Raw genomic sequence first — 13,783 nt, 5'->3', positions numbered from 1 at the left:
CTGGTTGCGGGAGCCGGATTTGAACCAACGACCTTCGGGTTATGAGCCCGACGAGCTACCAAACTGCTCCATCCCGCGACAATGCTGTGTGTTCTTTTATCAGAACTAAAGAAAGTGGTGGGCTGTGAAGGATTTGAACCTTCGACCAATTGATTAAAAGTCAACTGCTCTACCAACTGAGCTAACAGCCCCAAATACTTTCTTTATGAAGTCTCGTTATTTATTTTTAAAATATATAACCAAACTTAATAATTTGTGGTGGGTCCTACTGGGCTTGAACCAGTGACCCTCGCCTTGTAAGGGCGATGCTCTCCCAACTGAGCTAAGGACCCACAAATTTTGCTATTTATATAGCGAACAAATTGGTTGCGGGAGCCGGATTTGAACCAACGACCTTCGGGTTATGAGCCCGACGAGCTACCAAACTGCTCCATCCCGCGACAATATGTTTTCATTTAGCTTACGTAGGGTTCGTAATTAAATGTGGTGGGTCCTACTGGGCTTGAACCAGTGACCCTCGCCTTGTAAGGGCGATGCTCTCCCAACTGAGCTAAGGACCCACATATACCAAATTAATTGGTAATAGAAATGGTTGCGGGAGCCGGATTTGAACCAACGACCTTCGGGTTATGAGCCCGACGAGCTACCAAACTGCTCCATCCCGCGACAATTCTATAATCAAGATATCAATTAACTAAACGACTTACGTTGTTTTCGCTAACCCCTGTCTCGATGGCGGCTATAATACTTTTTTCAGAAAACTCTGCAAGTAAAATCTGCTCAGAATCACAATTCAATGATAAAACCCTGAATTCCGTTCAGTTTAACGCCAATAAGATGACAAATAGCACAAACCAATAGTTCGTTAATGTTGATCAATCTTAAAATATTACTTCAGTGCTGCTAGCTCTTTTTTTGCTAGCTTAGCAACAGCATCATTTGGATAATCTTTAATCACGAGTTCAAAATAACGCTTCGCTTCACTTTTAGAGCCAGATAGCTTAGCGAGTTGACCAAGTTTTTGTAAAGAGTCTGCTCGTTTATTTGACGTAGGATACTTAGTTACGATCGTCTCAAATTCAGCTTTAGCATCATCATTCTTATTATCTTTACGTAAAAGCAGACCTAACCAATAATGTGCATTAGCGGCTAACTCAGATTCTGGATACGTAGAAATGAAACTTTGTAACGCAGGAATTGCTTCATCGTATTTACGTTCATTTTTGATTAATTTGATCGCGTAGTTATAAGCATCTTTACCAGTCAAATTTACCGGCTGATTTGTTGCATTTAGAATATTTGCATCAATTGCAGCAGGAACGACAGGTTTTGCGACGAGAGTGGTACGAATACGCTCAATATCATTGAGAATATCACGTTGACGTTGCGTAATTTTGCCTTGTTCTAGTTCGCTTTCTTCGATAGCACCCTGTAAATTCATTAATTCAATTGATAATTGATCAAGTCTTTGCTGGGTTTCTAATTGTGCTCTCGTTCGAGCGTGGAGGATATTCTCTATACGGGTCAAGCGTTGCTCAACAGAACGAGTCTGTTTTTTAGTTACCATCGGTTCAGTACTTGCATTTACATCAAATACTGTTGCTGGTGCGGCATGCCCGAAACCACTATAAAGAACGGCCATGATCATGGCCGTTTTAGTATTAATTCGAATCAAGGTGACTAATCCTTAGTAAACTAGCACTGCACGTCGATTTTTAGAGAATGCAGCTTGAGTATGAGAAGTATCTACAGGCTTCTCTTCACCATAACTAACTGTCGAGATTTGGCTTGAAGCAACACCTAAGTTAGTTAGGTATTTAACCACAGCATCAGCACGGCGATCGCCTAGTGCAATGTTGTAACCTGGCGTACCACGCTCATCGGCATGACCTTCAACTAACACTTTAACTTCAGGGTTATCAATTAAGAAATTAGCATGATCTTGTAATAACTCACCGTACTCTGCAGTAACGGCTTGTTGATCAAAACCAAAGTAAACAACGTGGCGTTTACGTAGCTCGTCAATTACTTGTTTTTTAACTTCTTCAGGTGTTAAATTTTCAACTGGGTCAATACTGATGTCAGTATCACTACCACTAACAACAGTTGGATCTGATTCAGCATTAGTCGTTGAGTCATTTGTTGTTTGTTGTGCAGAACTTTCAACTGCATCATTTGCAGTTGTATCCGTTGTTGAGCTACATGCAGCCAATGTCAGCATTGGTAACGCAATTACTAAACTTTTTAAGATTTTATTTAGTTGCATTTTCATTTTCCTATCAATAATTAATTCTTCTTAGATGTCAAGAAAGGTGACCACGCTGGTGATTTTACTTCTCCATCACTTGCTGGTAAAACCGCTTTAAAGCGCCCATCCATTGAGACTAACGATAATACCTGTTTTCCCTTAACAACCGTGCTGTAAATAACCATGCTGCCATTAGGCGCAATGCTTGGCGACTTATCAAGACGACCGTTAGTCAGTTTTTGAACATATCCATCTGACAAATCCTGCTTCGTTACACTATACTTACCTTTTTGCAAACTAACCATCACTAAATTTTTACCATCTGGAGTAATTGAAGGATTTAAGTTTGCGTTGCCTTCAAAGGTAAGTCGTTTAATTTTCTTACTTGCTAAATTAACCTGATAAATTTGCGGACGCCCGCCACGTTCTGAGGTGAAAACAATCGACTTACCATCAGGCGTCCAGGTTGCTTCGGTATCAATACCACGATTTTTCGTCAACCTTTCCAAGTTTTTGGTTTTCAAATCGTAAGAATATACATCTGCTTGCCCAGATTTAGACAATATCATCGACAATTTCGAGCCATCAGGTGAAAAGACCGGGAAAATATTACTCCCTTTATACGGTTTGATTAGCTCACGTTTCTGTGTAACCAGATCATAAATCCAGATTTCATGTTTTTTGTCTTCCATACTCATATAAGCCAGTTTTTTACCCGTAGGGTCCCACGACGGTGACATAACAGGTTCTTTTGAGCGGAATAATATATGTTGATTCATGCCATCATAGTCAGAAATTAATAATTTAAATGGATATTTATCATCATAATTAATAGCGACATAAGCAATACGCGTTAAGAATGCGCCACGGGTACCAGTCAGACTTTCAAAAATATAATCGCTTAAACGATGTGAGATATGACGAGGACGACGAGTCGAGAAATTACCTTTCAAATTAAGCTTAATATGATCGGTATTTTTAACTAACTGATCATCAATTTTTTGTGGCGTTTGATTTTTAAAACCAGATAACACATTAATAAGTTGGAAATGGATCTGTAAACGGCCATCTTGTAGTGGTTTTATTGTACCTATTACTATTGCTTCGACACCTGTTTCTTTCCAGGCTGCATAATCAACGGCACTTTCTGTTGCTGGTGTTTGTGGCATTAAGCGGCGTTCCAGTGGAGAAAAACGACCACTATTACGTAAATCATCCGCGATAATACTAGCGAAATCAGTCATGCCTTTTGGTTTAGGCTGTGCACCTAACCACTTAAACGGAACGACGGCGACAGGTCTGGCACTGTTTGTGCCTTCTGTAATGACAATTTCTAATGCCGCATGCGCGATTTGTATCTGCATGAGACACACAATAAAGAAAGATAAAAATCGTTTGGTTATACTCATATTAAATCTCTGGTTTAAAAATCAAATTAATTTTTTTAAGTTCTTTCGCAACATCTGGATCCGGTGACATCGGCAGCGAACCAGCCTTATTCACGGCACTAACCCCAGCTCTACACACAGCAGAGTCTCCACCACCACTTGTAACACTTAATACCAAACCAGAATTAGATAAAATAATTTTCAATAAACAAGACTTACCTTTCATCGTATCACTGGTTAACATATTGCGTTGGATCGAATTTTTAATTCGCGCTGTATATTTATCAACTTCACTTAATACTTCTTGCTGACGTACTGCATCGAGTTGTTGTATTTCACTATCTAACTCAGATGCAAATTCAGCTTCGATCTGCTCTTGCATCAAGCGCTCTTGCCTGTCTCGTTCGATTTTAGCTAAACGCTGACGCTCTTTTTCTGCCGCTTTACGTTTTTGTTCTGCGACACGCTTACGTTCTTGTTCAGCTTTAAGCTTGGCTTCTTCTGCTTTTTTACGTTTCTTCTCGGCTACAACAGCAGCCTGACGTTTACGTTCTTTTTCTTCGGCTACTTTGCGTTTTTTATCCGCGGCGGCAGCGGCTTGTTCAGACTTTTTACGCTCTAACTCTTTCTTAGCACGTTGTTGCTCTGCTTTCTTCGTTGCAGCTTCGGCACGTTTACGTTCTTCAACTTTCTTCAAACGTTGTTTCTCAGCTTTAAGCGCAGCAACTTCAGCTCGTTTACGTTCAACTTCTTTTTCGGCGCGCTTGGTCTCTGCTTGTCTTGCTGCTTGTTCCGCTTTTCGCTGATCATTTTTTGCTTTTACAATTGCAGCTTCTTTTTGTCGACGTTCTTCATTAAGCTTTTTAATACGGTCTTCGGCTTGCTGCACACGTAGTTGTTCTTTTCTGCGTTTTTCTTGCTCGGCACGTTTAATCCGGTCAGCATGTTGCTTTATCGCTTGCTCACTTACAACGACAGCTTGAATAGCTTGCACTTTTGGCTTTGCCTGTTGTTTTAATGGTGTCGAGGTTGCATTTAGACCCAGTAACACGAGAAGTACAACATGCAGTGCGACCGAAATAATAATAGCCACAGAGTACTTAGACTGATTATCCTTCATCTTTATTTATACCCTACCCTTAACTCTTAACTACTCTTAATTACTTACGCTACTCGACTGGATCTGTCATTAATCCAACAGAAGGTGCGCCAGCCTGTTGTAACACCACCATTAAACGGATCACTTGTGCATACGCCACAGAGCCATCACCTTTAACGACAACAGGTGTGTCCGGCTGTAATTTTAAATGAGCGGCAACTAACGTCGCTAAATCATCGGGCGACATTGGTGACTTATCACCATCCCCCACATCAAGATAATATAAACCGTCTTTATCAACAGAAGCGACAATGGGTGGCTTACTGTCTTGTGATAACGCTTCGGCTTGTGCTTGTGGTAGATCCACAAGCACACCTTGAGTCACTAACGGGGCTGTCACCATAAAAATAATAAGTAGCACCAACATGACATCGATATACGGTACTACGTTAATTTCCGCTACAGGTCGTCTGCGCTTACGTTGATAAGGCTGCATCGCTTAATCCTGTGTTTTTTTAGCCAAAGTCTGGCGATGTAAAATACTCGAAAACTCTTCCATGAAATTAGCGTAATTATTTTCAATTTTCATCACTTGATCAGAAAATCGATTATAGGCAATAACAGCTGGAATCGCTGCGAACAGACCCATCGCAGTTGCAATCAACGCTTCGGCAATACCCGGTGCAACCATCGCCAATGTTGCTTGCTGCACAGCGCCTAATGCAATAAATGAACTCATAATCCCCCAAACCGTACCGAACAGACCGATATAAGGACTAATTGAGCCTATTGTAGCGAGATTATTTAAGTTAGTTTCAAGGTCGTCAATTTCACGGGATAAAGCAACCCGCATCGTACGATAACTGCCATCCATGATCGCATCGGTATTTTCTTGAACAGTATTATGAATGCGCACATATTCTTTAAAACCAGAGTGGAAAATTAACTCCATACCCTGAATATTATTCTTTCGCGATTCGCTTTCTTTATACAATTTAGATAAATCGATACCAGACCAAAATCTATCTTCAAATCGTTTCGACGCTTCATTGGCTTGCTTCAATGCTTTTGAGCGATGAAGAATCATTGCCCATGATGCTACGGACATGGAAAGCAGTAATAACATCACTGCTTTTACCAATAGGCTAGCTTCCCAAAAAAGTTCAAAAAATGAAATATCAGCAGCTTCCACTGGTTAGTTTCCTTATAATTTCTGTAGACATCGCACACGGTTTCTTATGTGATAATTGAATGCATGCCACTTTGACGGTTAATTCTGACAGTAACTTACCATTTTCATGATAGATACACAGAGAAAAGACCAACGATGCGCGTTTTAGTTCCTTAATTTGTGACTTTATAATTAATAAATCATCAAGAAATGCCGGATAACGGTAATCGATGTCTATTTTACGTACGACAAAGACTATCAGTATCTGTATTTTCAAAATAAACACACACGTTGAATGCACTTTCTACTATATCATTTTGCGCTATTCTAAAACCCACATCTTTAAACACTATTACTCTAACTTATAACGCTACAATCTAAGGCTTAGCGCTATAAGTTCAATAATATACCTGACAAAAATAAGATATGAAATTGATTTAATGTGAAGAATACATTTCAGCCGTTATTTTTCTGGATAATCAAAGCCTAAATGCAGATAAGCACGTGGTGTCGCAATACGTCCACGCGGAGTTCGCTGTAAAAATCCTTGCTGTATAAGATATGGTTCAAGTACGTCTTCAATGGTTTCGCGCTCTTCACCAATAGCCGCAGCAACGTTATCTAAGCCAACAGGACCGCCTGAGAAAGTATCGACAATGGCAATAAGTAACTTACGGTCCATGTAGTCGAATCCACAAGTATCAACATCTAACATGCTTAACGCCGCAGACGAGATTTCGGCATCAATATCACCATTGTGTTTTACTTCTGCATAATCACGTACACGGCGTAATAAGCGATTAGCAATACGAGGTGTACCACGTGAGCGTCTGGCTATTTCTAACGCACCCGCACTATCCATGTTCAACCCTAAGCAATTTGCCGAGCGTAATACGATATCTTGTAAATCTTCAACCTTATAAAATTCAAGGCGCTGAACAATACCAAAACGATCACGTAACGGTGATGTGAGTGAACCAGCTCGAGTCGTCGCACCGATAAGCGTAAACGGGGGTAAATCAAGCTTGATCGAGCGTGCTGACGGGCCTTCACCAATCATAATATCTAATTGGTAATCTTCCATTGCAGGATATAAAATTTCTTCAATTGACGGGTTTAAACGATGGATTTCGTCAATAAATAATACGTCATGGGGTTCTAAGTTAGTCAGTAATGCAGCAAGATCACCTGCTTTCTCGAGCACTGGTCCAGAGGTGGTTTTAATACTCACCCCCATTTCGTTTGCCACAATATTTGCTAACGTGGTTTTTCCGAGTCCAGGAGGACCGAAAATTAATAAATGGTCCAGCGCATCATCACGACGCTTACTGGCTTCAATAAAAATTTCCATTTGACTACGTACATGGTCCTGACCTTGGTAATCTGATAACATTTTTGGTCGGATAGCACGGTCTATCACTTCTTCTTCACGGACGGTACCGCTAGAAATTAATCGATCAGCTTCAATCACTAAAGTAACTTCCTAAATTAATTCTGTAAGGTGGCACGTAATGACAGACGAATGATATCTTCACAACTCATACTTGGCTGTGCAACTTGCTTGATCATCTTCGCTACTTGCGCAGGTTTATACCCTAAACCAACCAAGGCGTCTTCCGCTTCTTCAATCGCATTCGATGACGTATTACCATAACCTTGTAATTGTGCTTTATCTGCTTCAGGGGTAAATAAATCTTGAGTCACCCAATTTTTTAGACGGTCACGCATTTCGACCAATAAACGTTCCGCGGTCTTTTTACCCACACCCGGTAATTTAATTAAACTGTTAATATCATCATGTTCAACACAGTGTGCAAATTGATTTGCAGTCATACCCGATAAGATAGCCAACGCCAGCTTAGGGCCAACACCATTCACTTTAATTAACTCTCGGAACATCAAACGTTCCATTTTATTATTAAAACCGTAGAGTAATTGTGCATCTTCTCGAACCACAAAGTGAGTGTAAACGATCACTTCGTTATCAGCATCGCCAAGCTCATAAAAGCAGCTCATCGGCAGTTGAACTTCATAACCAACCCCATTCACTTCAAGTAAAATTTCTGGTGGTTGCTTTTCTAATAGAGTGCCACGTAAACGTCCAATCACAATTATTTTCCAACATTTTTTTTAAAATATAATGTTCACAAGGATAATAAAATACTGGTTAAATATCCAGATCATTTATTATTTCGGTTCACTTAATAGGTTAATTATAACGTCCGCGGGCTGTACCTTTGACTTTACCAGCCATATTAATCAAGGTGCGTAAACTCTGGGCATGACATAATGCGACAGCGAGCCCATCAGCAGCATCGGCTTGTGGCGTGCCTGGCAGTTTAAGTAGATTGACAACCATTTGCTGTACTTGTTCTTTATCAGCACCACCGTTACCCACTACCGCTTGTTTGATTTGACGGGCGGTATATTCCCCGACTTCTAAGTCATTCGACACCGCAGCGACAATAGCAGCGCCACGGGCTTGGCCCAACTTTAATGCTGAGGCCGCATTTTTGCCCATGAACACATCTTCAATAGCAAATTTATCTGGTTGAAATTGAATGATAATTTCACTGACTCCCGCATGGATCTGCTTTAAGCGCTCAGGTAATGTATCACCTGATGTACGAATACAACCACTGCCTAAATATTGGAACTTACCGTGTATATGTTGGATCACACCGTATCCAGTGATCCGGGAGCCCGGATCTATGCCAAGAATAATACTCATACTTTATTATCTTCAATTATCATGTTTATAATTACAGTATACCTGCACCTAAGCTTGAAACCTAAACCCACTACCTTATCTATATTCCATTAAAATAACGCTTATAAATTAAACAGTTAAAACCGCACATCGTTGCTTTATTATTTCCACCATGTTGTAAAGAAGTGTATTTCAAATCATTTGCTCATATTGATACATTGTGAATCAGTGTTAGCTTGGTATAATGTACCTTTTTATAATCAACCTTGTGGGGCTAAAATGAAAAGAGTCGTATTATATACGCAAAAGAAGTGTCCAAATTGCGATACGGCAAAGCGCTACCTAGATGAAAAGAAAATACCTTACCGTTTATGCAGCGTAAATGAACCACGTGGCAGTAAAGAATTAGCCGCTATTGGTGGTCGAGGCGTACCAACACTTAAAATTGGTGACCAAATACTGCGTGGTTTCTCAATTAAATCATTCGAAAATATGTATCGCGGTTAACCCCCCATACAAACCTGACTGTTATTACGCTCGTTATTATACTCTCGGTGTTATTAACAGCAGCATTTAATTATTACTTATGGATATAAATCATGAAGAATCGTTTTATTCAGCTAAGCCTTATCATCAGCTTATTGTTTTCTACATTGGTCAACAGTGCCGAAATAGACAGTATCGATCTTAAAGTTACCATGAAACAAATGAGATTAGCGTATACTCAAGCAATGAAAACAACATCTGCGAATGAGTTTTCTACTCGCATTGATGAAATGAGTAAAATGCTTGCCGTAGCACAGAGCTATAACTTTTCACCTGACCGTGCAGAGATGTCAAATCAAGGTTTAGATAAAGTAGAATCAATACTGAACAGCATTCAACAAGCCGATATAACAGACGAAAACCTCGCCGTTGCGAAAGCTAAATTAGAAGATGTTGATAGCTTAAGAAAAGAATACCACAAGAAAAGTAAGCCAAGTATTTGGCAGCTCATCTTTGGTTAATAAACAATTACATGTCGGTGATGATTATTACCGTCATATTAGTAAAAATTAGGAACAGATTACATGTCAAACACGCTCGACGAGAACCAAATAGCAACGATTCAAGCTTACGATGAAGAAAAGCGCCTTAGCTATTTATTAAAAGAAGTAACAAGCGAACGTAAAATCTGGATCTTAACGGATGAACACGGTTGTGTAATGCTAAATAACGATGACGAAGATTGTGTGCCAGTATGGCCTAACGCAGAGTTTGCACAATCTTGGGCGACTGGTGAATGGGAACACTGTAAAACAGAATCTATTTCATTAGCTAAATGGCAAAGCCGTTGGACATCGGGTTTAATGGATGATGACCTAGCTATCGTTGTCTTCCCAAACCTTGATGACGAAGGTCTTATTATGTTCCCTGACGAATTTGATATGGCATTACAGAAACAAGCGAAGAAAAAACGCTAATAACCGTTTATTAGAAAGCATGCCAACATCAAATCGTTGGTATGCGTTTTGATTTCTGCCATTCATTCTAAATCGCCGTTGACGTTTCCACACCCTCCACTTAAGTAATACTCTTTTTTGATAGCACTAAGTTAAATTAATGTTATGTTATTTATCTCCAATTTGAGGTATTGTTTTATATTCTCTCAGCAATCGGCCAAATAATATGATTTCCACCAAGCTAAAACTATTCATTATTTATATATGTTTTTCATTATTAACAGGCTGTTCGATTGTTCGCTGGAAAATAGACTCGGATGAGGATAGCTTAAGATCTGTAGGCTTTGAGCAGCACCTGATGAGTTTAGAAGAAGGTGGTTCGCTGAGTTATTGGCGTGGAGGAGAAGGACAGCCACTATTACTGCTGCATGGATTTGGTGGCAATGCCGTCACGACATGGCAAAAAGAAATGCTGGCACTAAGCAAAGATTATGATGTTATCGCACCAGACCTCGCTTGGTTTGGTGACTCTTTTAGCGCAGGTGAAGCTAACCTCACAACAGAAACACAAGCAATATGGCAGTTAGTCAATCAATTACAGCTTGATAATATCAATATTGCCAGTATCTCTTATGGCGGCTTTATCACCTTCAACATGCTCAATAACACTCAAGATAGCCGAATTAGCAAAGCCATCATCATCGCCAGCCCAGGTCCCTACTTCAGTGATGATGATCTTGCTGCGTTAAACAAACGCTTTGCAGTCGATAAACCAGAGGACTTCTTTATACCAAAGAACAGCTATGAGTTACGCCGTTTATTTAGTGGTATTTTTGTGGAACCTAAAATGATGCCCGACTTTATTGCAGACCAAATCTATCAAACTTACTTTGCAACTTGGCATAAACAGAAAATAGCCATGATCCAATCATTACCTGCCGATCGAGATGCTTTACTCGAGGCCCCAGTATCATCAACACCAGCATTGCTCATTTGGGGTGAAAAAGATCGTATCTTTCCTGTTGAACATGGCATCTACCTGAGTAAAAAGATACAAGCGCCCCTTATTGTTATACCCGACACGGGTCATGGGGTCACGAATGAACAACCCGACTTGGTCGTGCACCTAATTAAAACATTTATCGAAAATGAAAAAATACAATAAATAGCCCGCTTAATAACGCATAAATTGTGTACAAGGCTATGGTTATAGTTGGTAATTTGGCTTAAGGCATTTATTATTTAGGTATTAAACTTTAAGAGTATTAAATTAAGTTATGAGTAAAAAACATTACGTAGTATGGAAAGGTGTGAAGACTGGTGTATTTGATAATTGGTCCGAAACTAAAGCACAGATTGATGGCCGCAGTGATGCTCAATATATGGGTTTCCCGTCAAAAGAAGAAGCAGACCAAGCATTCGCCTCAACCTATACTCGCGCATTAATGAAACGCTCATTAGCAAAAGAAGGTGCGACAGGTTCAGGAGTTAAACCAAAAGCAGCACGCCCTGCAGGTGCATCTAAGTCAATTCTATCAACACCACCACAAGTTGCAGATCTCAACATTTACTGTGATGGAGCTTGCTCTCCTAACCCAGGTAAATCCGGTACAGGCATGGCGGTTTATGAAAAAGATAAGCTGGCACAATTATGGTACGGCTTATACGAAGCTAACGGGACGAACAACTCAGCAGAATTAAATGGCTTATTAATTGCCTTCCGCTTTGCAGCCTCACACATAGAACAAGGTAAAACAGTACAGGTATTATCTGACTCTAGATACTCAATTGATTGCATCACTAAGTGGGCAAAAGGTTGGAAAAATAAAGGCTGGAAACGTGGTAAGAATGAAGAAATTAAAAACCTAGCCATTATTCAACAATGCTTTAGTTTGTACGAACAATTAAAATCCAATTTAATTATTTCCCATGTTAAAGGCCATGCAAATATCGAAGGTAATGAACTATCAGACCGTATGGCGGTATTAGCACGTAGCCAACAAGAACCTAAGTTGGTGCAATATACGACCAGTATTAACATTGCCGAAATCCTTGCAATGCCATCAGGCTAGTAGCCCAACCAAGACTAAGTTATATCTACATCTTACCTAATGATAGAGAAACAAGCTGACGATATACCTCAGCTTATTTCTCTCATTCTTCCCTATTCTAATAAGCATTTGATATACCGAACAGACTAATTAATCATGAATAAAATCATAACGTATTTACATTTATACGATACACGTTAAGATGATAAAAAACATGACTAAATGGATGGAAACGTATGTCAACACATTGGTTTAAAACATTAATCCCAGCGCTAATCTGCAATTCTCTATTACCAGTCTCGGCTGCAAATATAACGGAAATCTCAGGCAAAGACTGCCGCGCAATGACAGATGCGGGCGTTATGTCCTCAGCTGCTCCTGTACAGTGCGATCGTTTAAGACAAGTACAATTCAAGTATATTGATTTTCAGGGTCAGCAGCATAATAACGGTTCAATTGTCGTCATGGATGCTGTATCGCCTTACGTCGCGGCTATTTTTGATCGTTTATATGAATTAGAATTTCCCATCAATAAAGCACAGCCAATACGTCATTACCAAGGTGATGATGACCTATCAATGGCGGATAATAATACATCTGCATTCAATTACCGACCTATCGCAGGTAAGCGTTCGCTATCAGTTCATGCTTATGGTTTAGCTATCGATATTAATCCAAAACAAAATCCGTTCGTTGAGTTTGGTGAAGAAGGTAGCGCCAGATTCAAGCCTGACGATGGTGCTAAATACGCGAACAGAATGAAATTTAGATACGGTAAAGATGAACGCCAAGGCTTTGCTGAAGATGTTATCTCTACCTTTGCTGATAATGGCTTTTTATATTGGGGTGGTTTTTGGAATACTCCGATTGATTACCAGCACTTTCAAGTCAGCCGTAATATGGCCAACTTAATGTCGGTAATGCCAACGGATAATGCCAGTCAGTTCTTTGATAATTATGTAACCTGGTATCAATCATGTAAAGCGAGTTACCCTAAAGCTTATGCGCAGCATAAAGTGAACGACTATGTTTATTATTTAGAGACTAAACTAAATAGTGAATCACTCAGTAAAACCTTTAATCAGTCGCCAGAGAAAGTAATAGCGGCAATAAAACTACCGCTACAAGTTTCACCTATTTGCGTAAAAGGTTAGAGCAGTAAGAAATTAAAGACCTCAACCAAGGCTGTTGTTATTCGTCACCTAATTCTTTATAAGGCCAATAGAAGTGGCCTGCACGGATAATAACTGTCGATAAAGCTAATACTAATGCAGCAACCGATAGCCACACGACATCCACACTCTGTAGCTCTTTCATTCCTAGCGTAATATAACGGGCAATTGCCATGATTGCGATATAGATAGGATAGCGAACGGGAATCTTACCATTAACAACAAATTGCTGGACCATGGCGAGTACTTCTAGGTAGATAAACATTAACAAAATATCCGTTAATTTTACCGTTTGTTCTTCATAAACATGATAAAAATCATTTGCCATCGCGTAAATTGTCGCCATAGTAATTAAAACAAGCAACACAGCTTCGATATAACTAAACATTTTTAAAAATACGTGACTAAACTTTTTTGGTAAATGTGATGGCATATTAACTCCGAGTTCAAATGCACTAATACTGGATGTAAACAGTCGCCACTAATATACTCGCTATTACAG

17 protein-coding genes and 6 tRNA genes are annotated in these 13,783 nt (G+C 39.7%); 6 read left to right on the top strand and 17 right to left on the bottom strand.

Annotated features, from left to right (window positions below):
- Position 1: 1 nt before the first annotated feature.
- The 16 genes from HWV01_RS06440 to ruvC form a co-directional block, all read right to left on the bottom strand.
- A tRNA-Met gene (locus HWV01_RS06440) sits at positions 2-78 on the bottom strand.
- Positions 79-115: 37 nt separating this feature from the next.
- Positions 116-191, bottom strand: a tRNA-Lys gene (locus tag HWV01_RS06435).
- A 65-nt stretch (positions 192-256) separates the two neighbouring features.
- Positions 257-332: transfer RNA gene (locus HWV01_RS06430), tRNA-Val, on the bottom strand.
- A gap of 31 nt (positions 333-363) precedes the next feature.
- Positions 364-440 (bottom strand) — tRNA-Met (locus tag HWV01_RS06425).
- Between the two features lie 44 nt (positions 441-484).
- A tRNA-Val gene (locus HWV01_RS06420) sits at positions 485-560 on the bottom strand.
- A gap of 29 nt (positions 561-589) precedes the next feature.
- Positions 590-666, bottom strand: a tRNA-Met gene (locus HWV01_RS06415).
- Positions 667-889: 223 nt separating this feature from the next.
- The gene (ybgF, locus tag HWV01_RS06410) at positions 890-1,675 is read right to left on the bottom strand and encodes a tol-pal system protein YbgF (protein ID WP_249185462.1); all 786 of its coding nucleotides are present in this window, start codon (positions 1,673-1,675) and stop codon (positions 890-892) included.
- A 12-nt stretch (positions 1,676-1,687) separates the two neighbouring features.
- Entirely contained in the window at positions 1,688-2,266 is a 579-nt protein-coding gene (gene pal, locus HWV01_RS06405; protein WP_211674621.1) for a peptidoglycan-associated lipoprotein Pal, read from the bottom strand.
- A gap of 20 nt (positions 2,267-2,286) precedes the next feature.
- Positions 2,287-3,612 carry a Tol-Pal system beta propeller repeat protein TolB gene (tolB, locus tag HWV01_RS06400; protein ID WP_249185461.1) on the bottom strand — a complete coding sequence of 442 codons (1,326 nt, stop codon included), beginning with the start codon at positions 3,610-3,612 and terminating at the stop codon, positions 2,287-2,289.
- Positions 3,613-3,658: 46 nt separating this feature from the next.
- The gene (gene tolA, locus HWV01_RS06395) at positions 3,659-4,756 is read right to left on the bottom strand and encodes a cell envelope integrity protein TolA (protein ID WP_211674619.1); all 1,098 of its coding nucleotides are present in this window, start codon (positions 4,754-4,756) and stop codon (positions 3,659-3,661) included.
- Positions 4,757-4,805: 49 nt separating this feature from the next.
- Positions 4,806-5,231 (bottom strand): protein TolR, encoded by a 426-nt coding sequence (gene tolR / locus HWV01_RS06390; RefSeq protein WP_045111140.1) that lies wholly within the window; start codon positions 5,229-5,231, stop codon positions 4,806-4,808.
- Positions 5,232-5,234: 3 nt separating this feature from the next.
- Positions 5,235-5,927: a protein TolQ gene (tolQ, locus tag HWV01_RS06385; RefSeq protein ID WP_211674618.1), complete on the bottom strand. Its 693-nt coding sequence runs from the start codon at positions 5,925-5,927 to the stop codon at positions 5,235-5,237.
- Positions 5,914-6,192: a hotdog domain-containing protein gene (locus tag HWV01_RS06380; RefSeq protein ID WP_249185541.1), complete on the bottom strand. Its 279-nt coding sequence runs from the start codon at positions 6,190-6,192 to the stop codon at positions 5,914-5,916. The genes tolQ and HWV01_RS06380 overlap by 14 nt, the downstream gene beginning before the upstream one ends.
- Before the next feature lie 177 nt (positions 6,193-6,369).
- Positions 6,370-7,377, bottom strand: a complete 1,008-nt coding sequence (gene ruvB / locus HWV01_RS06375) for a Holliday junction branch migration DNA helicase RuvB (RefSeq protein ID WP_211674617.1) — start codon at positions 7,375-7,377, stop codon at positions 6,370-6,372.
- A 17-nt stretch (positions 7,378-7,394) separates the two neighbouring features.
- Positions 7,395-8,015, bottom strand: a complete 621-nt coding sequence (gene ruvA / locus HWV01_RS06370) for a Holliday junction branch migration protein RuvA (RefSeq protein ID WP_211674616.1) — start codon at positions 8,013-8,015, stop codon at positions 7,395-7,397.
- Between the two features lie 100 nt (positions 8,016-8,115).
- Positions 8,116-8,637: a crossover junction endodeoxyribonuclease RuvC gene (ruvC, locus tag HWV01_RS06365; RefSeq protein ID WP_211674615.1), complete on the bottom strand. Its 522-nt coding sequence runs from the start codon at positions 8,635-8,637 to the stop codon at positions 8,116-8,118.
- 258 nt (positions 8,638-8,895) lie between these two features.
- Here ruvC and HWV01_RS06360 point away from each other — a divergent pair, with 258 nt between their 5' ends.
- The 6 genes from HWV01_RS06360 (at position 8,896) to HWV01_RS06335 (ending at position 13,263) form a co-directional block, all read left to right on the top strand.
- Entirely contained in the window at positions 8,896-9,123 is a 228-nt protein-coding gene (locus HWV01_RS06360; RefSeq protein WP_006032893.1) for a glutaredoxin family protein, read from the top strand.
- A gap of 92 nt (positions 9,124-9,215) precedes the next feature.
- Positions 9,216-9,623: a cytochrome b562 gene (locus HWV01_RS06355; RefSeq protein WP_211674614.1), complete on the top strand. Its 408-nt coding sequence runs from the start codon at positions 9,216-9,218 to the stop codon at positions 9,621-9,623.
- A 63-nt stretch (positions 9,624-9,686) separates the two neighbouring features.
- Positions 9,687-10,079, top strand: a complete 393-nt coding sequence (locus tag HWV01_RS06350) for a DUF2750 domain-containing protein (protein WP_211674613.1) — start codon at positions 9,687-9,689, stop codon at positions 10,077-10,079.
- A 337-nt stretch (positions 10,080-10,416) separates the two neighbouring features.
- A complete protein-coding gene (locus tag HWV01_RS06345) occupies positions 10,417-11,223 on the top strand; it encodes an alpha/beta fold hydrolase (RefSeq protein ID WP_249185460.1) in 807 nt (268 codons plus the stop codon).
- Between the two features lie 112 nt (positions 11,224-11,335).
- Complete coding sequence (locus tag HWV01_RS06340; protein ID WP_211674611.1) at positions 11,336-12,130, top strand: ribonuclease H family protein; 795 nt, start codon at positions 11,336-11,338, stop codon at positions 12,128-12,130.
- 215 nt (positions 12,131-12,345) lie between these two features.
- Positions 12,346-13,263 carry a M15 family metallopeptidase gene (locus tag HWV01_RS06335; RefSeq protein WP_211674610.1) on the top strand — a complete coding sequence of 306 codons (918 nt, stop codon included), beginning with the start codon at positions 12,346-12,348 and terminating at the stop codon, positions 13,261-13,263.
- 37 nt (positions 13,264-13,300) lie between these two features.
- Here the strand turns inward: HWV01_RS06335 and HWV01_RS06330 are convergent, their stop codons facing one another.
- Entirely contained in the window at positions 13,301-13,714 is a 414-nt protein-coding gene (locus tag HWV01_RS06330) for a phosphate-starvation-inducible protein PsiE (RefSeq protein WP_211674609.1), read from the bottom strand.
- Positions 13,715-13,783: the final 69 nt, after the last annotated feature.

Source organism: Moritella sp. 5 (genome assembly GCF_018219455.1).
GTDB lineage: Bacteria > Pseudomonadota > Gammaproteobacteria > Enterobacterales > Moritellaceae > Moritella.
Note: the sequence above shows the minus strand (reverse complement) of the source record. Positions and strands in the feature narration are given on the sequence as shown.